We start from the raw sequence: 25,043 nt of genomic DNA, 5'->3' as shown, positions 1-25,043 counted from the left end.
CGCCGGGCACCGAGAGGACCCTGATGACCAACTTCCACCGCCGCGCACGAATCGGCGCCGGCATCGCCCTGTTCACGACCGCCGCGCTGGGTCTCACCGCCTGCGCCACGGGCGCGGAGGCCACGGCCGCAGGCAGCGACGCTGTCGACTCCGCATCCGCGACCTCGGTCGAGGACTTCGGTTCCTTCGCCGACCTCGAAGAGGCCGCGAAGGCCGAGGGCCAGCTCAATGTCATCGCGCTTCCGCGTGACTGGGCGAACTACGGGGAGATCCTCGACCTGTTCGCCGAGAAGTACCCCGAGATCACGATCAACGAGGCCTCTCCCGACGTGTCGAGCGCCGAGGAGATCCAGGCTGCGAAGACGAACGAGGGCCTCGACACCGCGCCCGACGTGTTCGACCTGGGTCTGACCGTCGCATTGCAGAACACCGACGTCTTCGCGCCGTACCAGGTGCAGACGTGGGACGAGATCCCCGACGCTCTCAAGGAGCCGACCGGCCTCTTCGTCGGCGACTACGGCGGATACATGTCGATCGGCTACGACTCCTCGAAGTTCGACGCTCCCGAGTCGCTCGACGATCTGAAGGATGCCGCCTACAAGGGCGCCGTCGCCATCAACGGAGACCCGACGCAGGCCGGCGCGGCCTTCGCCGCCGTGGGCCTCGCGACCGTGCAGTCCGACGGCACCCTCGACGACTTCCAGCCCGGCATCGACTTCTTCTCCGACCTTCAGAAGGCCGGCAACCTGCTCAAGGTCGACGTGACCACCGCGACCGTGGCCAGCGGCGAGACCCCTGTCGTCTTCGACTGGGACTACCTGAACGCGGCGCACGCCACCGACAACAAGGACTGGAAGGTCGTCGTCCTCGACGGCACCGGCTACGCGGGCTACTACAACCAGGCGATCAACAAGGATGCTCCGAACCCGGCCGCCGCACGCCTGTGGCAGGAGTTCCTCTACAGCGACGAGGTGCAGAACCTGTGGCTGAAGGGCGGCGCACGCCCGGCCCGCATGGAGGCCATGACCGAGGCCGGCACCATCGACGCCGACCTGGCTGCTGCTCTTCCCGAGGTCCCCAGCGAGACGGTCGTCCCGACCGAGGAGCAGTCGACGAACGCCGGCACGCTGCTCGGCGAGAAGTGGGCCGCGGCGGTCCAGTGACGACTGCCACCGCAGCGGGGGCGGATGCCACGGCATCCGCCCCCGTCTCCCCCGCAGCGCACCGCGCTGGGCCTGCGACCTCGTCGCGGGCCCAGCGCTCCGCGCCGTCCGTCGCCTGGCTCGGTCTCGTGCCGTTCGCCGCTTACGTCGTGCTCTTCCTCGCCGTTCCGACCCTCCTCGCGATCGGCTCCGGCTTCTTCACGAAGGACGGGTCGTTCACCTGGTCGAACCTGTCGGCCCTGGCAGACCCCGTCGTCCTCACCACGTTCGCCAACTCCGCCGGCCTGTCGCTGCTGACCGCCGTCGTCGGCGCGATCGCGGGTGCTCTGGTCTGCTATGCCCTGCTCGGCATGAACCCGGACGGCGCCGTGCGCTCGACCGTGGATGCTGCGGCCGGCGTCCTCGCCCAGTTCGGCGGCGTGATGCTCGCCTTCGCCTTCATCGCCACGATCGGCATCCAGGGGGTCGTCACCCTCTTCCTCAAGAACGACCTCGGCATCGACATCTTCGCGAACGGCACGTGGCTCTACGAGCTTCCCGGGCTGATCCTCCCGTACATCTACTTCCAGATCCCGCTCATGGTGATCACCTTCATGCCCGCCCTCGCAGCCCTCAAGCCGCAGTGGGCCGAGGCGAACCTCACGCTCGGCGGCACCCGCGCGAGCTTCTGGCTGCGCATCGGCGTCCCCGTGCTCGCACCCTCGTTCCTCGCGAGCCTCCTGCTGCTCTTCGCGAACGCCTTCTCGTCGTACGCCACCGCCGCCGCCCTCGCCAGTCAGGGTTCGCAGATCGTGCCGCTGCAGATCCGCGCCGCCCTCACGAGCGAGACCCTTCTCGGCCGTGAGAATCTCGCCGGCGCGCTCGCGCTCGGCATGATCGTCATCGTGGGAGTCGTGATGGCCCTGTACTCGCTCATCCAGCGTCGGGCAGCGAGGTGGCAGTCATGAACCGCCTCGGCCCGTCACTCGCGACCCGCTGGATCATCGGCGTGGTCGTCGGCGCATTCTTCGCGATCCCGCTCGTCTCGACCCTGCTCTACACGCTGCGCCAGACCGACGGCAGTCTCGGCCTCGAGCGGTGGGCCGCGCTCTTCGATCCCGCGAAGTCGGCGGCGATCAGGCCGATCTGGATGGGCCTGGGCAACTCCCTGGTCCTCGCGGTCGTGACCGTCGCGATCGTGCTCCTGCTGCTCGCACCGAGCATGATCCTGGTGAACCTGCGCTTCGCGAAGCTCAAACCCGTCTTCGAGTTCGCCGTGCTGCTGCCGATCTCGATCCCCGCGATCGTGCTGGTCGTGGGTCTCGCACCGATCTACCTGCAGATCGGACGCACCCTCGGCACCGGCACGTGGACGCTGGCCTTCGCCTACGGCATCACCGTGCTGCCGTTCGCGTACCGTTCGATCCAGGCCTCCATCGACGCCGCCGACCTGCGCACGCTCGCCGAAGCCGCCCGATCCCTCGGCGCCGGCTGGCCTACCGTCGTGCTGAAGGTGCTCGCTCCCAACCTGCGTCAGGGACTCCTCGCGGCGTCTCTCATCTCGATCGCCGTCGTGCTCGGCGAGTTCACGATCGCCTCGCTCCTCAACCGCCAGGTGTTCCAGACGGCCATGGTCGTCGTGCAGAAGCAGGATCCGTACGCTCCGGCGATCTTCACCCTGCTGGCGCTGCTGTTCGTCTTCCTGCTTCTGCTTCTCATCGGCCGCGTCGCCCGCGGCACCGGAAAGGCCCGCTCATGACCCTCCCCCAGACCGCCGACAACATGCTGCTCGCCGAAGCCGGAGAGGGCACGCGCGTGCAACTGCAGGGCATCGTGAAGAGCTACTCGGGCAACACGGTGCTGCACGGCGTCGATCTCGACATCGCCCCCGGTGAGTTCGTCTCGCTGCTCGGCCCCTCCGGCTGCGGCAAGACGACGCTGCTTCGCGTGCTCGCGGGACTCGAGGGGCTCGACAGCGGTGCGGTGCTGCTCGGCGGCAACGATGTCTCGCGGGTGCCCACGAACAAGCGGGACATCGGCATGGTGTTCCAGTCGTACTCCCTGTTCCCGCACCTGCGGGTCGCGGAGAACACGGCGTTCGGGCTGCGTCGCCGCGGCGTCGGCAAGGCCGAGGCGGCAACGCGCGCCCTCGATGCCCTCGCGCTCGTGGGGCTCTCGGACTTCGCCGATCGCTACCCGCATCAGCTCTCCGGAGGTCAGCAGCAGCGCGTCGCGCTCGCCCGCGCTCTGGTCACCGAGCCGAAGGTCCTGCTTCTCGACGAGCCGCTCTCTGCCCTCGATGCGAAGGTGCGGGTGCAGCTGCGCGATGAGATCCGGCGCATCCAGCTGCGGCTCGGCATCACCACAGTGTTCGTCACGCACGACCAGGAGGAGGCCCTCGCGGTCTCCGACCGGATCGCCGTGATGAACGCCGGCACCATCGAGCAGATCGGAACCCCGGAGCAGCTCTACACGACGCCGTCCACGGCGGGCGTCGCCGCCTTCGTCGGGCTCTCGAGCGTCGTCTCGGGTGTCGCCGAGGGTGATCACGTGGTCGTGTGGGGTCAGAAGCTTCCCCTGCAGTCGCCGGCCGACGGGCCCGTCGACGTGTATCTGCGCCCGGAGAACGTGCACTTCGCATCCGAGGCCGATGCCGCGACCGATGCGCTGGTGCAGGAGAGCACGTTCCTCGGCAGCATGCGCCGCACGCTCGTGCGCACCGAATCAGGCGAGCTGGTGCGCCTCCAGCACGCTCCGGGCATCCACCCGGCCTTCGGCGATCGCGTGCGGATCGCCGTCGCTCCCGAGCCCGTCGCGGTGCATCCGCGCGGCTGACCGAGCCCTATCGCTGGCGCAGTACTCCGAGATACCGTGATGCTCGAGGGCCTCGTGCCCTCCTCACCGTCGAGAAAGGACACCTCATGGCAGGCACGTTCGAGCTGTACACCGACAAGTCCGGCGAGTACCGGTTCCGCCTCAAGTCCGGCAACGGCGAGGTGATCGCGATCAGCGAGGGCTACTCGTCGAGATCGTCCGCGCTGAACGGCATCGACTCGGTGCGCCGCAATGCCGCGGATGCCGAGGTCGTGGAGGCCTGACCTCGCACAGCACTCTCCGCACACGAGACCCCCTCGCGCTGACTCAGCGGGAGGGGGTCTCGTCGTGACAGGTGAGACGCGAACTCAGAGGACGCGAGCCAGGAAGTCCTGCGTACGCGGATGCTGCGGGTTCGCGAGCACCTCGCGCGGGTCGCCCTCTTCGACGATGTAGCCGCCGTCCATGAAGATCAGACGTGATCCGACCTCGCGGGCGAAGCCCATCTCGTGCGTGACGACGAGCATCGTCATGCCCTCGTCCGCGAGCGAGCGCATGACCTGCAGTACCTCGCCGACGAGCTCGGGGTCGAGCGCCGACGTCGGCTCGTCGAACAGCATCATGTCCGGGTTCATGCACAGCGCCCGCGCGATCGCGACACGCTGCTGCTGACCGCCCGACAGGTGTCCGGGAAAGGCGTCCGCCTTCTCAGCGAGCCCGACGCGTCCGAGCATCTCCTTCGCGACCCGCTCAGCCTCAGCCTTGGACCGCTTCTTCACGCGCTGCTGCGCGATCATGAGGTTGCCCATCACGTCGAGGTGGGGGAAGAGGTTGAAGCTCTGGAACACCATGCCGATGCGGGTGCGCACCCGGTCGATGTCGACATCGGGATCAGTGATGTCGATCCCCTCGATGAGCACCTTGCCGCCGGTCGGCTCCTCGAGCAGGTTGACCGAGCGCAGCAGCGTCGACTTGCCCGAGCCCGACGGGCCGATGATGCAGACGACCTCTCCGGCGGTGACGGTGAGGTCGATGCCCTTGAGCACCTCGTTGTCGCCGAAGCTCTTCACGAGCCCCTGCAGGTCGATCGCGGGCGCGTGGACGTCAATCAGATCGGTGATCATCGCTGCCTCGACATCCTTCGTTCCAGGTACGCACTGAAGCGCGTGAGGGGGATCGTCACGATCAGGTAGAGGGCCGCCGCCATGATGAGCGGCGTTCCGTTCGCGTTCTGCGTGCTCGCGTCACGCGCGAAGTTCGTCAGCTCCTTCGACCAGATGAAGGAACCTGCCACGAAGAGCAGCGACGTGTCCTTCAGCAGCAGGACGAACTCGTTGGTCAGCGGCGGGATGATGATGCGGAACCCCTGCGGGACCACGATCCAGAACGTCGTCTTCATGGGCGACATGCCGAGCGAACGTGCCGCCTCGGTCTGCCCCTTCGGAACGGCCTGGATGCCGGCGCGGATCGTCTCGGCCATGTACGCCGATGCGACCAGGATCAGACCGATCAGGCCGAGCACGACCGGGCCGCCGAGCTTCGTGCCCGGCACGCCGAGTCCGATCGGCAGGATGAACGCGATGGCGAAGATCGTGAGGATCGCGGGAAGCCCGCGGAAGAGCTCGATCCATGCCGTCGCGATCCATCGGAAGGGTCCGATGGACGACAGCTTCAGCAGCGCGAGCACGACGCCGAGCAGCAGACCGCCGGCGAACGCGACGGCCGTGAACCACAGAGTGTTCACGAGCGCCGTGGTGATGATGCCCGGAAGCATCTTCGCCGCGACCTCCGGGTTGAAATACAGCTGCGCGATGCGGGCCCAGTCGGTGCTGACGATCAGCCAGACGGCGACCGCGATCAGCACCGCATAGACGGTGTACCGATACAGCTTGCTCTTCGTGGTGCGCCTCAACGCCATTGTCAAGGTCTCCCTGTCCTACGTCGCTCGCCGATTACTTCGCGGTGAAGTAGGTGTCGTAGATCGTCTGGTAGTCGCCGCTGTCGCGGAGATCCTGCAGCGCGCCGTCGATCGCCTCGCGCAGAGCATCCTTCTCGCCCTTCGCGTATGCGAAACCGTACGACTCGCCGGTCTCGTACTCCTCGACGATCTTGTACGCGCTGTCGGCCTTCTCGTGCTCGAGGTTCACCGGCTGGTCCTGAAGGATCGCGTCGATCTGTCCGGCCTGCATCGCGGGCCACAGCTCTCCGTCGGAGGGGTACTGGACGAGTTCTGCGCCCTCGGCGTTCTCGGTCGCGTAGGCCTCTCCGGTGGTGCCCTGCTGCACTCCGACGTTCTTGCCCGAGAGGTCGTCGATCGACTCGATGCCCGAGTCGGTGCGCACGAGCAGCGACTGCAGCGACTCGTAGTACGGCTCGGAGAAGTCGATGTTCGCCTTGCGCTCGTCGGTGATCGTCATGGCCGAGGCGCCGACGTCGCACTGTCCGGCGGCGAGCGTGGTGCCCGACTGCAGCGCGTCGAATCCGACGTCCTGCACCGAGAGCTTCAGGTCGAGCTCCTTCGCGATCGCGTCGAGCAGGTCGATGTCGAAGCCGGTGTAACCCGTGCCGTTGTCGCCGCCCTCGAACTCGAACGGTGCGTAAGGGATGTCGGAGCAGACCGTCAGGGTGCCCGCCTCGATGAGGTCGTACTCGTCGCCGGCCGCAGGCTCACCCGATCCCGCGTCACTGCCGCCGGTCGCGCATCCGGCGAGGGCGAGGGTGGCGGTCGCGGCGAGCGCGATCCCGGCGATGATGTTGCGACGCTGCATGTCAGCTCCTGAAGGACGAGGGTGTGGTTCCCCACGGACGGGTAGGAGAACATCTAAACATGCACCACCGGGCCGAACCCGCCGTCGGCCGCCTTCTGCGGATCACATTTGTGTTGCAAGTGTGACCGAATATGACGGGCGTGTTACGCACGATGCGGCACCGATCGTTCACCTTGCCTGAGTATCCTCTGTGCCGACAGCCCGAGCCGACACGCTCCGGACTCAGAGGAGACCCGATCATGGCAAAGAAGACCTCAGCACAGCGCACCGCCGAAGCCGCTCTCGACGCGGCGAAGGATGCGGCGAAGGACGCGAAGAAGCTGATCAAGTCCCTGCCCAAGAAAGACGCCAAGAAGCTGAAGCCTCTCGTCGAGGACGCGAAGGACGCGGCGAAAGTCTCGAAGAAGAAGGTCGCGGATCGGCCCAAGAAGGTCGCGAAGTCGGCGACCGCGGCGACCGCGCGCCTCACCCAGGCCACCGCACGCCTGGAGGCCGAGAAGAAGGCGTCGGACAGGAAGTCCGCCGCGAAGAAGGATCAGAAGAAGGCCGACAAGAAGTCCGCCGTCGAGCCGACGCTGGATGCGAAGCAGCCGGCCCCCAAGAAGGCCACCAAGAAGGCCGAGGCGAAGAAGGCCGTGGCCAAGAAGGCCGTGGTCGCGGCTCCGACCGTCGAGCCGACGGTCACGATCACGACCCCGACGTCGGCACCCGCACTGGCACCAGCAGCAGCACCAGCACCGGCACCGGCACCGGTACCAACAGAGACCTCTGCAGCGGCACCGGAGCTCAGCGCGCTGACCCTGGTCCAGCTGCGCGCCCGCGCCCGCGCCGAGGGCCGCACCGGATACTCGCGCCTGACGAAGGCCGCTCTGCTCGACCTCCTTGCGCGCTGACGTGCAGGAGGCGCTCGACCGGGGCGCCGACGCGCCTCCTCCCCGCACGCTGATCGACATCCTTCAGGAGACGACCCGGCGATATCCCGACGCCTCGGCCATCGAGGACGCGGACGGGGCGCTCAGCTACGCCGAGTTGCTCGCGCACGTCTGGCGTACGGCGGCCCTGCTGCACGAGAGAGGCGTGCGCCGCGGCGACCGCGTCGGCATCCGCATGTCGTCCGGACACCGCGAGCTGTACATCGCGATCCTCGGCACCATCGCGGCGGGCGCCGCCTATGTCCCCGTCGATGCCGACGACCCGCAGGAGCGTGCCGATCTCGTGTTCCACGAGGCCCGCATCGCGGGCACGATCACCGACGCCGGCTACATGCCGGCCGGGGCGACCGAGGCGGTCGACCTCCTGGGCGGCGAGTCACCTCATCCGCGCACCTCCGCGATCCCGATCGTCGCGCCGCCGACGGTCGACGACGATGCCTGGATCATCTTCACCTCCGGGTCGACCGGCGTGCCCAAGGGCGTCGCGGTCTCGCACCGTTCGGCCGCGGCCTTCGTCGACGCCGAGGCACGTCTGTTCCTCCAGGCCGCACCGCTGAGTCCCGGTGATCGCGTGCTCGCAGGCCTCTCGGTCGCCTTCGACGCGTCCTGTGAGGAGATGTGGCTCGCGTGGGGCCACGGCGCCTGCCTGGTGCCCGCACCGCGAGCTCTCGTGCGCTCGGGCGAAGACCTGGGGCCCTGGCTGCTCGGCCACGGCATCACCGTCGTCTCGACGGTGCCGACGCTCGCCGCCCTCTGGCCGCAGGACGCGATCGAGAACGTGCGCCTGCTGATCTTCGGCGGGGAGGCGTGCCCGCCCGAGCTCGTCGTCCGGTTGGCATCGGACGGACGTGAGGTGTGGAACACCTACGGCCCGACCGAGGCCACGGTCGTGGCCTGCGCCTCGCTGATGGACGGCACCGGTCCCGTGCGCATCGGCCTCCCGCTCGACGGGTGGTCGCTCGCCGTGGTCGATGCTGACGGACAGCGCGTCGCCGAGGGCGAGACCGGCGAGCTGATCATCGGCGGAGTCGGTCTCGCCCGGTACCTCGACCCTGCGAAGGATGCCGAGAAGTACGCGCCCATGCCCACTCTCGGCTGGGACCGGGCCTACCGCTCCGGCGACGTCGTGCGGGTCGACTCCGAGGGACTGATCTTCCAGGGTCGCGCCGATGACCAGGTCAAGATCGGCGGCCGCCGCATCGAGCTCGGCGAGGTCGAGGCGGCGCTGCAGGCGCTGAGCTCCGTCTCGGCGGCGACCGTGGTGGTGCAGAAGACCGAGACGGGCATGCCGATCCTCGTGGGCTATGTCGTGCCCGACGAGGGGTTCGACCGGCAGGTGGCGCGTGGTGAGCTCTCGGAGACGCTTCCCGCTCCGCTGATCCCTCTGCTCGCCATGGTCGACGATCTGCCCGTCCGCACGTCCGGGAAGGTCGACAAGGCGGCTCTCCCCTGGCCGCTCGATTCCGGCGACGCGAACGACTCGTCCCTGTCCGGCACGGCGGCGTGGCTCGCCGAGCAGTGGTTCGCCGTGCTCGGCGTGCGCCCGGGCGACGAGGACGCCGACTTCTTCCAGCTCGGCGGCGGGTCGCTCGCGGCCGCCCAGCTGGTCTCCCGCCTGCGCACCCGGGCGCCGGAGTTCACGATGACCGACGTCTACGATCTGCCGCGGCTGCGCCAGATGTCGGATGCCGTCGACGATGAGGCCGATGACGAGGACGCCGAGGAACGCGTCTTCAGCCAGCCCGTCCCGACTCCCCGACGGATGCAGTGGGTGCAGACGATCGCGGGTCTCCCGCTGTTCGTGTTCACCGGCATCCGTTGGCTGCTGTACCTGCTCGCCGCGAGCTGGCTCCTGCGGCTGTCCCCCGGATTCGAATTCCTGCCTGCTGTTCCGGTGTGGACGATCATCGTCGGCCTGCTGATCTTCGTCACCCCGGTGGGGAAGATGACGATCGCCGCCGTCGCCGCGCGTCTGCTGCTCGCCGGACTCCGCCCTGGCGACTATCCGCGCGGCGGCGGAGTGCATCTGCGTCTGTGGCTCGCGGAGCAGATCGCCCAGCAGGTCGACCCGGTCGGCCTGGCCGGTGCTCCCTGGGTCGTCTACTACGCACGAGCTCTCGGCGCCCGCATCCACAGAGATGTCGATCTGCACACCGTCCCGCCGATCACGGGCATGCTCGACATCGGCTCCGGAGCCTCCATCGAGCCCGAGGTCGACCTCACCGGCTATTGGATCGATGGCGACACCGTGCGCATCGGCGGCATCCGCATCGGCGCGGGAGCGACCATCGGCGGCCGCAGCACCCTCGCCCCCGGCACGAAGATCGGTCGCGGCGCCGAGATCGCACCCGGCTCGGCCGTGTTCGGTCGGGTCCGCGCCGGGCAGCGCTGGGCAGGATCGCCGGCGACACGCGTCGGCGGAGTGTCGCGGCCGTTCGAGGAGGGCCGCCCACCCAGCCGCACCCGGTGGTTGTGGGCCTACGCCGCCTCCTCCGCCGCGCTCGGCGTCCTCCCTGTCCTCTCGCTCGCCGCCGGCGCCTGGGTGCTCGCGCTGGGCATGCGCGGGTCCGACTCCCTGACAGCGGCCGTCCCGAGCATCCTGGCGCTGCTGGTTCCCGCAGTGCTGCTCGCCGGCTTCGTCTTCGCCGGTCTCGTGCTCGTCCTCGTGCGTGTGCTCGGAGCCGGTCTCGGCGAAGGCGTGTACCCGGTGCGCTCGCGCATCGCCTGGCAGGCGTGGACGACCGAGCGTCTGCTCGATTCCGCCCGTACCTTCCTCTTCCCGCTGTACTCGAGCAGTGCCACTCCCTTCTGGCTCAGGGCCCTCGGGGCCGAGGTCGGGCGCGACGTCGAGGCGTCGACCGTGCTGCTCATCCCGAAGCTCACGACCATCGCCGACGGAGCGTTCCTCGCCGACGACACCATGGTCGCGACCTACGAGCTGCAGGGCGGATGGATGCGGCTGGGCACCGCGCGCATCGGCAAGCGCGCGTTCCTCGGCAACTCCGGCATGGCCGCCGGCGGGCACAACGTGCCTCGCGACGGCCTCGTCGCCGTCCTGTCCGTCGCTCCGCCCAAGGCCAAGGCGGGCTCATCGTGGCTGGGCTCGCCCGCCGCGCGACTGCGCCGTGTGGTGAACGACTCCGATCTCGAGCGCACGTATCGCCCGCGCCCGGGACTCCGCCTCGCGCGGGCTCTGTGGGAGCTGTGCCGCATCATCCCGGTGTTCGTGACCTGCGCGATCGGAGTGAGTGTGATGCTCACGCTCGCCGCGGTGGTCGAGGCCTGGGGACTCGCATGGGCCGTGCTGCTCTCGAGCGCCGTGATGCTCGCCGCAGGCGCCTTCGCCGCTCTGATCACCACCGCCGCCAAGTGGCTGATCGTGGGGCCGATCCGTGCCGGCGAGCATCCGCTCTGGTCGAGCTTCGTGTGGCGCACGGAGGTGTCGGACACCTTCACGGAGATGGTGGCCGCACCCTGGTTCGCCAATGCCGCATCGGGCACTCCTGCACTCGCCATCTGGCTGCGCACCCTCGGCGCGAAGATCGGCCGAGGCGTCTGGACCGACAGCTACTGGCTGCCCGAGCCCGACCTGGTCACCCTCGGGGACGGTGCGACCGTGAACCGCGGATGTGTGGTTCAGACGCATCTGTTCCATGATCGAGTGATGAGCATCGACGCAGTGACCCTCGAGAGCGGTGCGACCCTCGGTCCGCACAGCGTGATCCTGCCCGCGGCCACGATCGGATCGGATGCCACGGTCGGGCCCGCCTCACTCGTGATGCGGGGAGAGTTCGTGCCGATCGGCAGTCGTTGGAGCGGCAACCCCATCGGGCCGTGGCGTGCCGTCAAAGTGCGCTCCTACCAGGCCTCGAACGCATGACCGTCGACGCCTACACCCCGCACAGCGGCGATCGGCGCTACGGGGTGCTGCACTACGACCTGGCCATCGACTATCGCGTGACCACGAACCGCATCGCGGGCACGGCGACGATCCGACTGCAGATGCAGGAATCGGCGAAGCACGTCTCGTTCGACCTCGTCGGGCTCAAAGTCACGAAGGTGCGGGTGGTCGGTGACCGCGCGGCATCGTTCAGACAGGACGACCGGCGACTCAAAGTGGTCTTCGGGGGCGAGCGGGCGAGCGGTCAGGAGCTCACGGTCGCGGTCGAGTACTCCGGTTCTCCGTCGCCCCGGCGCACTCGATGGGGGCTCCTCGGGTGGGAAGAACTCGAAGACGGCGTGCTCGTCGCGTCGCAGCCGACCGGCGCGCCGACCTGGTTCCCCTGCAACGACCTGCCCTCGGACAAGGCGACGTATCGGTTGGAGTTCACGGCCGATCCCGAGTACACCGTGGTCAGCGGCGGCGCAGCCACGCGATCGACGCAGCGCGGTCGCACCCGATGGATCTTCGAGCAGCCGGTGCCGACCGCGACATACCTGATGACCGTGCAGATCGGCCAGTACGACGATGACAGGGTCGCTCTCGGCACGACTCCCGGGCGTCTGTTCCACCCGCGGGCGCTCGCGGGCAGCGTGCGCTCCGACTTCGCCCCGCTGCCGCACATGATGGAGACGTTCGTCGAAGCCTTCGGCACGTATCCCTACGAGTCCTACAAGGTCGTCATCACACCCGACGATCTCGAGATCCCCCTCGAAGCGCAGGGCATGGCGATCTTCGGTGCCAATCACGTGGACGGAGCCGGGGGCAGCGAGCGCCTGATCGCGCATGAGCTCGCGCACCAGTGGTTCGGCAACAGCGTCGGCGTCGCCCGCTGGCGGGACATCTGGCTGAACGAGGGATTCGCCTGCTACGCCGAGTGGCTGTGGTCGGAAGCGTCCGGTGCGTCGACCGCCCACGAGAACGCTCTGGCCCATCACGCCGCCCTCCGCGGCCTCCCCGAGGATCTGCTGCTCTCGGATCCCGGTCCGAACGACATGTTCGACGATCGCGTCTACAAGCGCGGCGCCCTCACCCTGCATGCCCTGCGACTCACGATCGGCGATGAGCGGTTCTTCGCTCTGACGCGGGAGTGGACCGCGCGGTTCGCGCGACTCGCTGTCACCAGCGACGACTTCCTCGGCCTCGTCGGCGAGGTGGCCGACGACCGGGCGCGCACCCTGGTGCGGACCTGGATCGACGAACTCCCGCTGCCCGCACTTCCTGCATCCCGGTCCTGAGACCGAGCGGGATCACCCCCGAGCGACGCTCAGCACGTACCCCGGTGGGCCGACCAGCGTCGTGACGTCGATCGTGGCGGCACGACCCGGAAGCGCTGCCGACCACACGCAGGGATCCGTGTTCGCGCGCGGTCGGAGGAGCACCTCTGACGGCTCTGTCTCGAATCCGCGACCATCCGCCTTGACCGCCGCCTCGATGCGCGTCCACCCCGCGAGATCCGGGGCGGCGCCGTCAGGGAACATCGTTCGCAGCTCGTCGACCCGGCCGGCCGCAGATGCCTGCTCGACATCGACGCCGAGCGACGCCGCAGTCCCCACCGCTGCCGGAGCCACTGCGACGACGACGAGACCCTCCGCATGACTCACGCTGAGCAAGACGCCGTCGGCGCGCGGCGGACCGTGGTCCGCCCCGCACCTGGCACAGCGGCTCGAGATGACGATGTCGTGAGTCCCGGTGATCCTGCGTACGAGGGCGCGCATCAGTGCCCTGCCGGCGAGGAACGCCTGGGCGCGGCTGCCGCTCAGCTCGCGGAGGCGTTCCCGCTGACCCATCGCCGCGGCATCGGCTTCAGTGACACCGTGCGACTGCGAGGGCGATGCCCAGGCGATCGTGATGTCACGCCAAGTGGTCTCTCCTGCGATTCCCCCTGCGCTCATCACACCGAGAACCGCCGATCAGAGGTTCAGAGGTTCAGAGTTCGAAGTCGACGGCCACACGGGAGGCGACGACCGAGCGCACATACGCCACGACCTCTTCGTGCGCCGGGTGCACCTGATACTCCTCGAGAGCAGCGATCGAATCGACGTCCGCGACGAGGGTGACGTCCCAGTTCGCGTCGGGATAGGCGACGTTCGCGCCCGCGGTGATCGAGCGCAGCTGCGGCACGACGCCGTCGAGAGCGTTCAGACGACGGGCGAGCTCGGCGGCCTGCTCGGCGCGTGTCGCCGCATCGTCGGCTGCGAGCTTCCAGGTGACGACGTGACGGATCATCGGGCTTCCCTCTCGAGTGTGTCCTGCTGCACGGCTGATTCGAGCGCGTCGCGCAGTCGGTCGGCGGACAGACGCCAGTGCGCGTGCAGGTCGCCGTCGATCAGGACGACGGGGATCTTCTCCCACCACAGCTCGTAGAGCACAGGATCGTCGGCGATCGAGGCCTCCACGATCTCGATGCGCTCGGCTGCCGCGTCAGGCAGGTCGGCGACGACGGCGTCGATGATCGCGGACGCGACATCGCAGAGATGGCAGTCCGGCTTGCCGATGAGGGTCAGCGTGGTCACGCCGACGGCACCTCGATATCGCGGCCCTGCGCGATCCACTCGCCCGTTCCGCCCTCGACGTTGGTGGCGTCGTATCCGCGGGACTCGAGCGCTTCGACGACGCGCGCCGACCGCCCACCCGCTTGGCAGATGACGTCGAACGACTCTGCGGGCAGCTCTTCGAGCCGGTTGCCGATCTCCGACATCGGGATGTTCACTGCCCCGGGTACGTGACCGGCGGCGAACTCATCCACCTCTCGGACATCGATGAGCGGGGTGTTCGACCGCTCGGCGAGTTCGGTGACGGTGATCGACTTCATGGCATGCTCCTGCGACGAGTGGGAAACCGGGGGCAGAGACACAAAGCGCCCGTCCGGAGACAGGCGCTCGTGTCTGGTCGCTTACTTCTTGTTGCGACGCTGGTGGCGAGTCTTACGAAGCAGCTTGCGGTGCTTCTTCTTCGCCATGCGCTTGCGGCGCTTCTTGATGACAGAACCCACGGAAACCTCACTAAGTCAGTGGCTGGGTGTCGTCGGTGACGGACACCCGGGTACGGGCACGGAAAAATGCCTCGGATCAGTCTAGCAAACCGTGGAGCTTCTGCTGCACGCGCTCACGAGACGACGCCGAGGACGTCAGCCGACGTCGGCTATCGGTCGCTGCAGGGCCTCGGCGACCGCGGATTCCGGAACACGGAAACTGCGACCGAAGCGGATGGCTGGCAGCTCCCCAGCGTGCACCATCCGATAGACCGTCATCTTCGACACACGCATGAGTTCGGCGACCTCGGCCACCGTAAGGAACCGGACATCTGGAACCTCGGGCATCCCACGTACCCCTTTCTGGATTGTGTGCACACTCTATGGGCAAGGTGGGACACGTGTAAACCCATGTGGCCTGTGTGATCAGTGTGCATCCCCGACGGTCGCGAAGGCGCGCACGGGAAAGGTCCCGAATCCGCGCACGGCCGGCGGTGCAGCGGTGAACCGCGCCCCCTGCGACGGCACAGCGTCGAGGTGCGTCAAGTGCTCGACCACATGGATGCCGGCGGCGAGCAGGATGCTGTGGGCGGGCCGCTCTCCTCCGCTCTCGGTGTCGTCGATGTTCAGGGAGTCGATTCCCACCAGGCCTACCCCCGCGGCGGCGAGGTGACGAGCCCCTCCTTCCGTGAGGAACGGCGCCCCGCGCCCGTACTCCGGTGTGCCGAAGTGCTCATCCCATCCGGTGTCGAGCAGGACCGCTGCTCCGCTCAGGTCGCGGTCGACGAGTGCGTCGGCATCGATCCCGCGATGCTCAGCACTCCAGGCGCCTCGCAGGTGGAACACCTCGGCACGCAGCCCGACCAGCGAGCTCAGGTCGAGCGAGGCCAGGTCTCCGCCGTCGTCGTAGCGGTGGTAGGGCGCATCGAGGTAGGTGCCCGTGTTCCCGATCATCGTGATGATGTCCATCGCGAACTCCGTCCCCGGCGCGTACTTCGAGCGCGAGTCCTCGCGAGTGAGGTGCGGAGTGATCGTCGGTGCCGGAAGACCCGGGTAGGTCACCAGCCCCGCCTCGATCGTGTGGCTGAGGTCGATCACGCGGGGACTCGAAGCGGAAACTGTGGTCATCCCCTCATCATGGCCCGCGGAACGGGCGAGGTCACAGCGGAGACATAGGAGGTATGCCGGAACCGCTCAGACTGCCCTGCGAGGCTGACCACACGACTCACGATGGCACCATCCGAGTCACGCGGGCTGGGGCCCGCGGCCTCGCCCCTGACGACACGCCCCCCGATCGTCAGGGGCGATGTGTGTCTCCGGCCGCGATCAGCCGCCGAGGCGCTTGAGGGCCGTCGCGACCACGTGCTTCGCCGATGCCGCGGCGCGGCCGACGACCTCGGCCGCGTGTGCGGCTCCGTCGGGCAGCGGCAGTCCGGGGTAGTCGATGTCGGGTGCGTCGTCGCCGTAGGCATCCATGAGGAAGGGCACGAGCCAGTCGTCGACGACCTCGAGCGGCTCGACGGCCAAGCTGTAGAAACGACGCTGCCCGTCTTCGCGGACGCTGACCAGCTCGGCCTCGCGCAGGACCTTCAGATGCTTCGAGACGGTCGGCTGGCTGATGCCGAGGTCGGCGACGATCTGGCTCACGCTCGTTCCGGCGTCCCCTTCGGCGGTGCGTCGCAGGAGAAGCTGGAGAATGTCTCGCCTCGTACCGTCTGCGATCACGTCGAAGATGTCCGTCATGTGATCAGGGTAGTCGTCCCCGGCACGGAGTACCATGACGAAGGCTCGGCGATCAGCGCCGTGCATCCGCGCACGTCGGAGCAGGAAGATCGAAGGGGGACGCGATGTCGGGCATCGTTTCGGCGTCGTCGCCTCGACAGCGTCTCCAGAACGCCGCCTCCTGGGGCAAGCACATCATCACGTCGTCGCCCTCGCGCTTCGCGATCGTCATCTTCGCGCTGCTCATCCTGGTCTTCACGGTGCTGCTCTCGCTGCCGATCGCCTCGGCCTCGCGCACGGTCACGCCGTTGGCGGATGCACTGTTCACCGCGGTCTCCACCATCTGCGTCACGGGACTCGCGACCGTCGACATGGCGACGTACTGGTCGCCCTTCGGTCACGTGCTGATCTTCATCGGCGTCAACATCGGCGCGCTCGGCGTTCTCACCCTCGCCTCGTTGATGGGCATGCTCATCTCCAAGAGACTGGGACTCCGCGCCAAGCTCCTCGCCGCGGGAGACACCAACCCCCTTCGCGCGCACGGTGGCGTGGTGAACGAGAGCCAGACCGTCCGGCTGGGCGAAGTCGGTCAGCTCCTGACGACCGTGGCCGTCTCCGCGCTGATCATCGAGGGCGTGCTCGCGGTCCTCCTCTACCCCGCACTCGTGATGGCCGGGGTCGAGCCGATCGCAGCGCTCTGGGAGGCCCCCTACTTCGCCGCGATGGCCTTCACCAACACCGGCTTCGCGCCGAATGCCGGCGGAGTCGCCGTGTTCGCCGACGACTATCTCGTCCTCACGCTGCTGATGGCCGGCGTGTTCCTCGGCAGCATCGGCTTCCCGGTGATCTACACCCTGGCCAAGCACGTGTGGCACGTGAAGAAGTGGTCGCTGCACACCAAGCTCACCCTGGTCACCACGGTGCTGCTCTTCGTGCTCGGCGCCGCCGTCTTCCTGATCCTCGAGTACGCGAACCCGAAGACGTTCGGGTCGATGGATGCCGCGGACACGACCTTCCAGGCGTTCTTCCTGTCCGCGATGACGAGGTCGGGCGGCTTCAACGTGATCGAGATGGACGATCTGAACGGCTCATCCCTCCTCGCCGCGAGCATGCTGATGTTCGTCGGCGGCGGCTCGGCCTCCACCGCAGGCGGAATCAAGGTGACGACCCTCGCGGTGCTCGCGATCGCGGTGTGGTCCGAGGCCAAGGGCCGTCAGTCCGTCGAGGCGTTCGGCCGTCGCATCCCCAGCGACGTGCAGCGCGTCGCGTTGAGCGTCGTCGCCTGGGGAGCCACGATCGTGGCACTCTCGACGATCATCATCGCCCAGATCACCAAGGCGGACATCAGCCACGTCCTCTTCGACGTCATCTCGGCTTTCGCCACCGTCGGACTCTCGACCGGCCTCACCGCCGATCTCCCCGACGCCGGTTCGTACGTCCTCGCGACCACCATCTTCATGGGGCGCGTTGGTACAGTGACTCTCGCCGCGGCCGTCGCCGCGACATCGCGAACGCAGTACTACTCACTGCCCGTGGAAAGGCCGATCGTTGGTTGAAGTCCTCCGGGGCGACGCTCCCGTCCTCGTCATCGGTCTCGGCCGGTTCGGTGCCGCCTGCGCAGGCGAACTCGATCGTCTCGACCGCGAGGTCCTGGCGATCGACGACAACCTCGAGCTCGTGCAGAAATGGTCGGACCGCGTCACGCACACGGTGCAGGCCGACGCCAAGAACATCGATGCCCTGCGGCAGATCGGCGCGCAGGACTTCCAGGTCGCCGTCGTCGCCGTCGGCTCGTCGATCGAGGCGTCGGTGCTGATCACCGCGAACCTCGTCGACCTCAAGGTGCCACAGATCTGGGCCAAGGCGGTCTCGCAGTCGCACGGCAAGATCCTCGCCCGCGTCGGAGCCAACCACGTCATCTACCCCGAGCGAGAAGCCGGTGAGCGCGTCGCGCACCTCGTCTCCGGCCGGATGCTCGACTTCATCCGCTTCGACGACGACTTCGTGCTGGCCAAGATGTACCCGCCGAAGTTCATCCGCGGCGTGGGTCTGAACGAGTCCGGCGTGCGCAGCAAGTACAAGGTCACGGTCGTGGGAGTGAAGAGCCCGGGCAAGCCGTTCCGCTACGCCGAGGCGAACACGATCGTCACCAACCACGATCTGATCATCGTCTCGGGCACCAACAGCGACATCGAGCGCTTCGCCGCCCTCGACCGCTGACCGGCATCCGCGCGACGGACGTCAGGCGTCGATGTCGAGCGCGATCTCGACGAGGTCGTCGACGCCGACGCCCTCACGGTCTTGCAGGGCCTTCTTGATCGGCACGATGTAGCCGCCGTCCTTGGGCCAGAGGGCGGTGGTCACCGTCGTGTCGCCGATCGTGACGGATGCGGGGATCATCCCCCATCCGTAGGTGACGACGCTCGCGACCTCACCGATCATCTCGCTCTCCGCCGGCGGCACGGTGACGAAATGGAACGGCGCGGGACCGCGCCAGAACCAGATCTCCCCGGAGAACCGCAGCTGCATGTCAGGCTCCGGCCGCGAGTTCCTTCGCGCGGGCGAGTGCGGCAGCGGCGGCATCCGCGAAGGTGCGATCGAGGTGCGCGTCCTGCAGCACCGCCACGGCCTTCTCGGTGGTGCCCTTGGGGCTCGTGACCCTGCGGCGGAGCTCGGACGGCTCCTCACCCGACGCATCGAGCAGCGCAGTGGCGCCGATGAAGGTCTGCTCCACCATGACCCGCGCGTCGCTCTCGCTGAAGCCCATTCCGACGGCTGCCTTGGTCAGCTCCTCGATGAGCAGGTAGACGTAGGCGGGGCCGGAACCCGAGATCGTCGAGAGTGCGTCGATCTGCGATTCGGGAACCTCGACGACCGCGCCCACGGTGGCGAAGAGGCGGTGCACGAGGGCGAGATCGTCGTCGGATGCCGCTGCCCCCGCGGCCAGACCGGTGACTCCCTTGCCAACTGTCGAGGGCGTGTTCGGCATCGATCGGATGACCCGCACGTCGGCGCCGAGGTTGTCGGCGAAGGTCTGGAGCGTGACTCCCGCAGCGAGGCTCACGACGATCGCGTCGTCGGCCAGATGCGAGGCGATCTCGCGCAGCAGATCGGGCACCATCGCGGGCTTCACCCCGACGAGGACGATGCGAGCCTTCGCGACCGCATCCGCGTTGCCGTCGGTGGTCTCGGACAGGGCGATGCTCCTGACCCCGTCGAGGTCGGCGAGGGCCGCCGCCTTCTCGGGCGTGCGGTTCGTCGCGGTGATTCCCCCGTCGACCTGGATGCCGGATGCGACCACCCCTCGGAGGATCGCGCCGCCCATCGATCCGGCACCGAGGAACGCGAGAGAGGGAAGCGAGTCAGCCATGTCGCCATCCTACGGCGGGCGCACCGGGCGACCACGGACGAGCCGATCTAGACTCGACGCATGAGTGCATCCGGCGGCGGCAAGGCCATTCTCGCGGCGTTCCTGGCGAACCTGGGCATAGCCCTGGCGAAGTTCCTCGCGTGGGCGCTGTCGGGATCCGCATCGATGCTCGCCGAGGCGATCCACTCGGTCGCCGACTCGGGCAACCAGCTGCTGCTCATGCTGGGCGGACGCAAGGCGAAGCGCGAGGCGGACAGGGCGCACCCCTTCGGCTACGGGCGGGAACGGTACGTCTACGCGTTCGTGGTGTCGATCATCCTGTTCTCCGTCGGAGGTCTGTTCGCGATCTACGAGGCGATCGACAAGCTCACGCACCCGCATGAACTCGACAAGACGTGGTGGTGGCTGCCGATCGTCGTGCTGGTGGTCGCGATCGGCCTCGAGTCGTTCTCGCTGCGCACCGCCGTCAGAGAGAGCAATCTCGTCCGTGACACGGGCCAGTCCTGGGTGTCGTTCGTGCGCCGCGCGAAGGCGCCGGAGCTCCCCGTCGTGCTCCTCGAGGACGTCGGGGCACTCACCGGTCTCACGTTCGCACTGCTCGGCGTCGGGCTCACCGTGATCACCGGAAACCCGCTGTTCGACGCACTCGGCACATTGATGATCGGCATCCTGCTCGTGCTCATCGCGATCGTGCTCGGCGTCGAGACGAAGAGCCTCCTCGTGGGCGAGGGCGCCACGCAGGCCGATCACGATCGCATCGTCGACGCGATCAACGCGGGCGACGAGATCGAGAAGATCATCCACATGAAGACCCTCTACCTGGGCCCGGACGAGCTCATGGTCGCGGCGAAGATCGCACTCAACGCGAACAAGCCGCTGCGCGAGGCAGCCGTCGACATCGATGCGATCGAGGCCCGCATCCGCGAGGCTCTTCCGATCGCACGCGTGATCTACATCGAGCCCGACGTGTACCGGCCGTCGCTCGACCCCGAGCCGTCGACAGACGTCTTCGTGCTCAAGTCCTCCGACTGATCGCGCGCGGGGTGCCGTAGCCGTCAGCGCCGCTGCTCGAAGAAGCTCCGCAGCAGGGCCGTGGCGGCATCCGCTTCGACCCCGCCGACGACCTCGGCGCGGTACGGCAGCCGACGGTCGCGCAGCACGTCGTACATGGAGCCGGCGGCCCCCGCCTTGTCGTCCCACGCGCCGAAGACGACGCGGCCGATCCGCGCCTGCAGGATCGCCCCCGCGCACATGATGCAGGGCTCGAGGGTCACGACGAGGGTGTGGCCGTCGAGATTCCACGAGCCGACGGACGCCGCGGCCGACCGCAGCGCCGCGATCTCGGCGTGCCCCGTGGGGTCGTGGGTCGCCTCACGATGATTGCGTCCTTCGGCGATGATCCGGCCCTCTGCGTCGAGCACCACCGCGCCGACCGGGATCTCCGAGGCCGCCGACGCCTCGGCCGCGAGCTCGAGCGCGCGTCGCATCGCACGGGCGTCGGAGGCGGTCATGCGTCGAGCCTACGACAGCCGCTCGGGCAGTCGACGGCATCCGATGTCGTACCGGAGCCCCCGGCGCATTAGCCTGTATCCATGCGTGTCCACGTCGCCGACCACCCTCTCGTCACTCACAAGCTCTCGGTGCTGCGCGACCATCGCACCCCGTCGCCCGTCTTCCGGCAGCTGACCGAAGAGCTCGTGACGCTTCTCGCGTATGAGGCGACCCGCAACGTGAAGGTCAGTCCGGTCGAGATCACCACTCCCGTGACGACGACGATGGGCGTGAAGATCTCGGAGCCCCGTCCGATCGTCGTGCCGATCCTGCGCGCCGGCCTCGGCATGCTCGAGGGCCTGGTGAAGCTGCTGCCGACGGCAGAGGTCGGGTTCCTGGGAATGGTCCGCGACGAGGAGACCTTCGAGCCGACCACCTACGCCGAGCGCCTTCCCGATGACCTGAGCGATCGTCAGTGCTTCGCGATCGATCCGATGCTCGCGACCGGCGGCTCGCTGGCTGCCGCCATCCAGTTCCTCTTCGACCGCGGGGCCAAGGACGTCACGGCGATCTGCCTGCTCGGCACTCCCGAAGGCCTCGCCGCCATCGAGGCGCTCGTCGGAGACCGCGATGTGACGATCGTGCTCGGGGCTCTCGATGAGCGCCTCAACGAGAAGGGCTACATCGTGCCCGGACTCGGCGACGCCGGCGATCGGCTCTACGGCACCGTCTGACGGATCTCCGGCTCGCGCGGTTCGTCCTCGAGAAGGGGCACGCCGAAGCTCGACACCACGTCTCGCACCTCGCCGAGGTACTGCTGGGCCTGTTCGGTGAGCGGTATGGCCGTGCGTCCGATCCAGCCGATCTCGATGCGCTCGTCGACGTCGAGGGGCACGGCGACGATCTCGGGATCGAGATCGTCGCTGATGATGCCGGTCGAGATCGTGTATCCGTCGAGACCGATCATCAGGTTGAAGATCGTCGCTCGATCGGAGACCCGGATCTCCCGCGCACTCGAGAGGGTCGAGAGGATCTCCTCCGCGAAGTAGAACGAGTTGTTCGCGCCCTGGTCGAAGGTGAGACGCGGAAGGCCGACGAGATCGTCGAGGGTCGCACGGTCTCGCGACGCGAGTGCGTTCCGCCGTGAGACGAAGATGTGCGGCTCGGCGATGAAGAGCGGATGGAATGCGAGACCCGAGTCCCGCAGGAGCTTGTCGATGACGTTGCGGTTGAAGTCGTTGCGGAAGAGGATGCCGAGTTCGCTGCGGAGCGTCCGCACATCCTCGATGATGTCCCACGTGCGGGTCTCGCGGAGCGAGAACTCGTATTCGGCGGCGCTCGAGCGCTTGACCATCCGCACGAATGCGTCGACGGCGAAGGAGTAGTGCTGGGTGGAGACCCCGAGGAGGCGGCGCGACGGTGGCCGCCCGAGGTAGCGCTGCTCGAGAAGCTCGGCCTGCTCGACGATCTGTCTGGCATACCCGAGGAACTCCGTGCCGTCGCTCGTGAGCGTCACCCCTCGCGCCGAGCGGGTCAGCAGATCGCGTCCGACTCGGCTCTCGAGGTCTTTCATCGCCGCGGACATCGTGGGCTGCGCGACATAGAGCACGTCGGCCGCCGCAGTGATGGACCCCTCCGCAGCGACCTCGATGAAGTACTGGAGCTGTTGCAGTGTGATCCCGCTCGATCGTCTGGGCATAGGAAAAGGCTATATCACCGCATAGCGGAGCCGAATTACCCGATAGCTCCGGCATCGCTGCACTATGAGATCACCGCTTTCGCGAGGCCCGATGGGCCTCCCCTCTCCCGGATTGGCCCCTCATGGCGAACGAGATCACGTTCAGCATCACGACCACTCGCTTCGACGAGGACTATGCCCCGTCCGACAGCTCGCGCATCACCACGAACTTCGCCAACCTCGCGCGCGGCGAGCGCCGCCAGCAGAACCTCCGCAACGCCCTGGAGATGATCGACCGTCGCTTCAACGACCTCGCGGGCGGCGACGAGCGCTACACGGTCGAGCTCGACATCGTCTCGGTGCAGTTGCGATTCGCCGATGGCAACGATGAGGAGTTCCCGGTGCTCGAGGTGCTCGACGTCCACATCGTCGACCGGCTGACCGGCGAACGCCACCATGGGATCGTGGGAAACAACTTCTCCTCCTACCTCCGCGACTACGACTTCAGCGTCGTCCTGCCTGCGGCGAGCGCGGCCGCCGGCGGATTCTCCACTCCCGACGACTTCGGCGTGCTGCACGGCAAGCTCTTCCAGCATTTCCTCGAGTCCGAGGCGTACCAGGAGCGCTTCTCGACCCTGCCGGTGATCTGCATCAGCGTCTCGACCAGCAGAACCTATCACCGCAACGGCAACCACCACCCCGTGCTCGGCGCCGAGTACGTGCAGGACTCCTTCTCACTCACCGACGAGTACTTCGGGAAGATGGGGCTGCAGGTCCGCTACTTCATGCCACGCGGCAGCGTCGCCCCCCTCGCCTTCTACTTCCGCGGCGACCTCCTGAGCGACTACTCCGATCTGCAGCTCATCGGCACGATCAGCACCATGGAGACCTTCCAGAAGATCTACCGGCCTGAGATCTACAACGCGAATGCGTCCGCCGAGAGCGTCTACCGTCCGAGCCTCGCCCACGACGACTATCAGCAGACCGAGATCACGTACGACCGCGAGGAGCGCAGCCAGCTCGCCGTCGTGCAGGGACGCTACGCCGATGAGCACTTCGTCACGCCGCACCGGGCGGTGCTGGACCAGTGGGCTGCCGGGTATCCCGCTCCGTCCTCCCCCGTGTCCGCCTTCCCCGTTGCGGTCCGATGACCGGCCGCGGATCGTCGACCGTGCGAGAACTCCTCCCCACCTCGATCGTCGGAAGTCTGCCCAAGCCGGCGTGGCTCGCCCGGCCCGAAGTCCTCTGGTCGCCGTGGGAGCTTCAGGGCGATGCGCTCGTGGAGGGCAAGCATGACGCCCTGCGCGCCGCAGTGCACGAGCAGCGTCGACGCGGGATCGACATCATCAGCGACGGGGAGCAGACCCGTCAGCACTTCGTCACCACCTTCATCGAGCATCTCGACGGAGTCGACTTCGAGAATCGGGAGACGGTCCGCATTCGCGATCGCTATGACGCGAGCGTGCCGACCGTCGTCGGCGCAGTGAGCCGCCGCGCACCCGTGTTCGTGGACGACGCGGCCTTTCTGCGCCAGCAGACCGACCAGCCGATCAAGTGGGCGCTGCCTGGCCCGATGACGATGATCGACACGCTGTCGGACCGCCACTACCGCAGCCGCGAGAAGCTGGCATGGGAGTTCGCGACGATCCTCAATCAGGAGGCGAAAGAGCTCGAGGCAGCCGGAGTCGACATCATCCAGTTCGACGAGCCCGCGTTCAACGTGTTCTTCGACGAGATGAAGGACTGGGGCGTCGCTGCTCTGGAGCGGGCAGCAGAAGGACTGCGTGCGGAGACCGCGGTCCACATCTGCTACGGCTACGGGATCAAGGCCAACAACGATTGGAAGGCGACCCTCGGAGCCGAGTGGAGGCAGTACGAGGAGTCGTTCCCGCTTCTGCAGCGATCCACCATCGACATCGTCTCGCTGGAGAGCCACCACTCCCACGTGCCGCTCGACCTCATCGAGCTGATCCGCGGCAAGAAGGTGATGCTCGGCGCGATCGACGTCGCGAGCGAGCAGATCGAGACTCCGGAAGAAGTCGCCGACACCCTGCGGCGCGCGCTCGAGTTCGTCGATGCGGACCTGCTCATCCCCAGCTCGAACTGCGGGATGGCGCCCCTACCGAGGCGCGTCGCTCTCGACAAGATGAGCGCCCTGTCAGCGGGAGCGCGAATCGTGCGCGACGAACTCGGCGGCACTGGCGCCTGACCG

At 67.8% G+C, this 25,043-nt stretch carries 29 protein-coding genes; 14 read left to right on the top strand and 15 right to left on the bottom strand.

Annotated features, from left to right (window positions below):
* Window positions 1-23 precede the first annotated feature (23 nt).
* The 5 genes from SOM10_RS15615 (at window position 24) to SOM10_RS15595 (ending at window position 4,240) form a co-directional block, all read left to right on the top strand.
* A complete protein-coding gene (locus SOM10_RS15615; RefSeq protein WP_320490974.1) occupies window positions 24-1,163 on the top strand; it encodes an ABC transporter substrate-binding protein in 1,140 nt (379 codons plus the stop codon).
* Entirely contained in the window at window positions 1,160-2,110 is a 951-nt protein-coding gene (locus SOM10_RS15610) for an ABC transporter permease (RefSeq protein WP_320490972.1), read from the top strand. The genes SOM10_RS15615 and SOM10_RS15610 overlap by 4 nt, the downstream gene beginning before the upstream one ends.
* Entirely contained in the window at window positions 2,107-2,901 is a 795-nt protein-coding gene (locus SOM10_RS15605; RefSeq protein ID WP_320490970.1) for an ABC transporter permease, read from the top strand. The genes SOM10_RS15610 and SOM10_RS15605 overlap by 4 nt, the downstream gene beginning before the upstream one ends.
* Entirely contained in the window at window positions 2,898-3,977 is a 1,080-nt protein-coding gene (locus tag SOM10_RS15600) for an ABC transporter ATP-binding protein (protein WP_056277111.1), read from the top strand. Before SOM10_RS15605 ends, SOM10_RS15600 begins: the two co-directional genes overlap by 4 nt.
* Before the next feature lie 86 nt (window positions 3,978-4,063).
* A complete protein-coding gene (locus SOM10_RS15595) occupies window positions 4,064-4,240 on the top strand; it encodes a YegP family protein (protein ID WP_082297996.1) in 177 nt (58 codons plus the stop codon).
* A gap of 84 nt (window positions 4,241-4,324) precedes the next feature.
* Here SOM10_RS15595 and SOM10_RS15590 read toward each other — a convergent pair whose 3' ends face one another.
* The 3 genes from SOM10_RS15590 to SOM10_RS15580 are packed head-to-tail and all read right to left on the bottom strand — an operon-like array spanning window position 4,325 to window position 6,724.
* Window positions 4,325-5,080: an amino acid ABC transporter ATP-binding protein gene (locus SOM10_RS15590; RefSeq protein WP_053098859.1), complete on the bottom strand. Its 756-nt coding sequence runs from the start codon at window positions 5,078-5,080 to the stop codon at window positions 4,325-4,327.
* On the bottom strand, window positions 5,077-5,874 hold the full coding sequence (locus SOM10_RS15585) for an amino acid ABC transporter permease (protein WP_053098858.1): 798 nt from the start codon (window positions 5,872-5,874) through the stop codon (window positions 5,077-5,079). Before SOM10_RS15585 ends, SOM10_RS15590 begins: the two co-directional genes overlap by 4 nt.
* Before the next feature lie 34 nt (window positions 5,875-5,908).
* Window positions 5,909-6,724, bottom strand: coding sequence for a transporter substrate-binding domain-containing protein (locus tag SOM10_RS15580; RefSeq protein WP_053098857.1), 816 nt, complete (start codon window positions 6,722-6,724; stop codon window positions 5,909-5,911).
* A 239-nt stretch (window positions 6,725-6,963) separates the two neighbouring features.
* On the opposite strand from SOM10_RS15580, the gene SOM10_RS15575 reads away from it, so the two are divergent.
* From SOM10_RS15575 to SOM10_RS15565, 3 genes are read left to right on the top strand one after another with little or no spacing between them, the layout of a single operon-like run.
* On the top strand, window positions 6,964-7,617 hold the full coding sequence (locus tag SOM10_RS15575; protein ID WP_320490967.1) for a hypothetical protein: 654 nt from the start codon (window positions 6,964-6,966) through the stop codon (window positions 7,615-7,617).
* On the top strand, window positions 7,607-11,536 hold the full coding sequence (locus SOM10_RS15570; protein ID WP_320490965.1) for a Pls/PosA family non-ribosomal peptide synthetase: 3,930 nt from the start codon (window positions 7,607-7,609) through the stop codon (window positions 11,534-11,536). Before SOM10_RS15575 ends, SOM10_RS15570 begins: the two co-directional genes overlap by 11 nt.
* A complete protein-coding gene (locus SOM10_RS15565; protein WP_320490963.1) occupies window positions 11,533-12,834 on the top strand; it encodes a M1 family metallopeptidase in 1,302 nt (433 codons plus the stop codon). The genes SOM10_RS15570 and SOM10_RS15565 overlap by 4 nt, the downstream gene beginning before the upstream one ends.
* Before the next feature lie 12 nt (window positions 12,835-12,846).
* Here the strand turns inward: SOM10_RS15565 and SOM10_RS15560 are convergent, their stop codons facing one another.
* The 8 genes from SOM10_RS15560 to SOM10_RS15525 all read right to left on the bottom strand — a co-directional run bounded on the left by SOM10_RS15560 (window position 12,847) and on the right by SOM10_RS15525 (window position 16,313).
* The gene (locus tag SOM10_RS15560; RefSeq protein ID WP_320490961.1) at window positions 12,847-13,491 is read right to left on the bottom strand and encodes a hypothetical protein; all 645 of its coding nucleotides are present in this window, start codon (window positions 13,489-13,491) and stop codon (window positions 12,847-12,849) included.
* Between the two features lie 34 nt (window positions 13,492-13,525).
* Window positions 13,526-13,825, bottom strand: coding sequence for a Dabb family protein (locus SOM10_RS15555; RefSeq protein WP_320490960.1), 300 nt, complete (start codon window positions 13,823-13,825; stop codon window positions 13,526-13,528).
* The gene (locus SOM10_RS15550) at window positions 13,822-14,112 is read right to left on the bottom strand and encodes a glutaredoxin family protein (RefSeq protein WP_320490959.1); all 291 of its coding nucleotides are present in this window, start codon (window positions 14,110-14,112) and stop codon (window positions 13,822-13,824) included. The genes SOM10_RS15555 and SOM10_RS15550 overlap by 4 nt, the downstream gene beginning before the upstream one ends.
* Window positions 14,109-14,411 (bottom strand): rhodanese-like domain-containing protein, encoded by a 303-nt coding sequence (locus SOM10_RS15545; RefSeq protein WP_053098850.1) that lies wholly within the window; start codon window positions 14,409-14,411, stop codon window positions 14,109-14,111. Before SOM10_RS15545 ends, SOM10_RS15550 begins: the two co-directional genes overlap by 4 nt.
* Before the next feature lie 81 nt (window positions 14,412-14,492).
* Window positions 14,493-14,591 (bottom strand): 30S ribosomal protein bS22, encoded by a 99-nt coding sequence (locus SOM10_RS15540; protein WP_003792170.1) that lies wholly within the window; start codon window positions 14,589-14,591, stop codon window positions 14,493-14,495.
* Window positions 14,592-14,726: 135 nt separating this feature from the next.
* Window positions 14,727-14,918, bottom strand: a complete 192-nt coding sequence (locus SOM10_RS15535; RefSeq protein WP_053098849.1) for a helix-turn-helix domain-containing protein — start codon at window positions 14,916-14,918, stop codon at window positions 14,727-14,729.
* A 78-nt stretch (window positions 14,919-14,996) separates the two neighbouring features.
* Window positions 14,997-15,698, bottom strand: coding sequence for a cyclase family protein (locus tag SOM10_RS15530; protein WP_320490957.1), 702 nt, complete (start codon window positions 15,696-15,698; stop codon window positions 14,997-14,999).
* Window positions 15,699-15,896: 198 nt separating this feature from the next.
* The gene (locus tag SOM10_RS15525; RefSeq protein ID WP_053099390.1) at window positions 15,897-16,313 is read right to left on the bottom strand and encodes an ArsR/SmtB family transcription factor; all 417 of its coding nucleotides are present in this window, start codon (window positions 16,311-16,313) and stop codon (window positions 15,897-15,899) included.
* 104 nt (window positions 16,314-16,417) lie between these two features.
* On the opposite strand from SOM10_RS15525, the gene SOM10_RS15520 reads away from it, so the two are divergent.
* Together SOM10_RS15520 and SOM10_RS15515 are read left to right on the top strand one after the other, a co-directional pair.
* Window positions 16,418-17,848 (top strand): TrkH family potassium uptake protein, encoded by a 1,431-nt coding sequence (locus SOM10_RS15520; RefSeq protein WP_053098848.1) that lies wholly within the window; start codon window positions 16,418-16,420, stop codon window positions 17,846-17,848.
* The gene (locus SOM10_RS15515) at window positions 17,841-18,512 is read left to right on the top strand and encodes a potassium channel family protein (RefSeq protein WP_047520565.1); all 672 of its coding nucleotides are present in this window, start codon (window positions 17,841-17,843) and stop codon (window positions 18,510-18,512) included. The genes SOM10_RS15520 and SOM10_RS15515 overlap by 8 nt, the downstream gene beginning before the upstream one ends.
* 21 nt (window positions 18,513-18,533) lie before the next feature.
* Here the strand turns inward: SOM10_RS15515 and SOM10_RS15510 are convergent, their stop codons facing one another.
* Window positions 18,534-18,821: a DUF1905 domain-containing protein gene (locus SOM10_RS15510; RefSeq protein WP_053098847.1), complete on the bottom strand. Its 288-nt coding sequence runs from the start codon at window positions 18,819-18,821 to the stop codon at window positions 18,534-18,536.
* A gap of 1 nt (window position 18,822) precedes the next feature.
* A complete protein-coding gene (proC, locus tag SOM10_RS15505) occupies window positions 18,823-19,662 on the bottom strand; it encodes a pyrroline-5-carboxylate reductase (RefSeq protein WP_320490949.1) in 840 nt (279 codons plus the stop codon).
* A gap of 60 nt (window positions 19,663-19,722) precedes the next feature.
* On the opposite strand from proC, the gene SOM10_RS15500 reads away from it, so the two are divergent.
* On the top strand, window positions 19,723-20,694 hold the full coding sequence (locus tag SOM10_RS15500; RefSeq protein ID WP_072590790.1) for a cation diffusion facilitator family transporter: 972 nt from the start codon (window positions 19,723-19,725) through the stop codon (window positions 20,692-20,694).
* A 23-nt stretch (window positions 20,695-20,717) separates the two neighbouring features.
* Here SOM10_RS15500 and tadA read toward each other — a convergent pair whose 3' ends face one another.
* Entirely contained in the window at window positions 20,718-21,173 is a 456-nt protein-coding gene (tadA, locus tag SOM10_RS15495; RefSeq protein ID WP_056277087.1) for a tRNA adenosine(34) deaminase TadA, read from the bottom strand.
* A gap of 81 nt (window positions 21,174-21,254) precedes the next feature.
* Here tadA and upp point away from each other — a divergent pair, with 81 nt between their 5' ends.
* Window positions 21,255-21,887, top strand: a complete 633-nt coding sequence (gene upp, locus SOM10_RS15490) for a uracil phosphoribosyltransferase (RefSeq protein WP_042538962.1) — start codon at window positions 21,255-21,257, stop codon at window positions 21,885-21,887.
* On the opposite strand, the gene SOM10_RS15485 is transcribed toward upp, so the two are convergent.
* Window positions 21,872-22,852: a LysR family transcriptional regulator gene (locus SOM10_RS15485; protein WP_320490943.1), complete on the bottom strand. Its 981-nt coding sequence runs from the start codon at window positions 22,850-22,852 to the stop codon at window positions 21,872-21,874. The genes upp and SOM10_RS15485 overlap by 16 nt on opposite strands.
* Window positions 22,853-22,974: 122 nt before the next feature.
* Here SOM10_RS15485 and SOM10_RS15480 point away from each other — a divergent pair, with 122 nt between their 5' ends.
* Window positions 22,975-23,982: a putative oxygenase MesX gene (locus tag SOM10_RS15480; protein WP_320490941.1), complete on the top strand. Its 1,008-nt coding sequence runs from the start codon at window positions 22,975-22,977 to the stop codon at window positions 23,980-23,982.
* Between the two features lie 20 nt (window positions 23,983-24,002).
* Complete coding sequence (locus SOM10_RS15475) at window positions 24,003-25,040, top strand: methionine synthase (RefSeq protein ID WP_295101159.1); 1,038 nt, start codon at window positions 24,003-24,005, stop codon at window positions 25,038-25,040.
* The last annotated feature ends 3 nt before the right edge of the window (window positions 25,041-25,043 follow it).

Origin of the sequence: Microbacterium sp. CFBP9023 (assembly GCF_034045055.1) — a bacterium.
Classification (GTDB): domain Bacteria; phylum Actinomycetota; class Actinomycetes; order Actinomycetales; family Microbacteriaceae; genus Microbacterium.
This window is presented reverse-complemented; position numbering and strand designations above follow the sequence as displayed.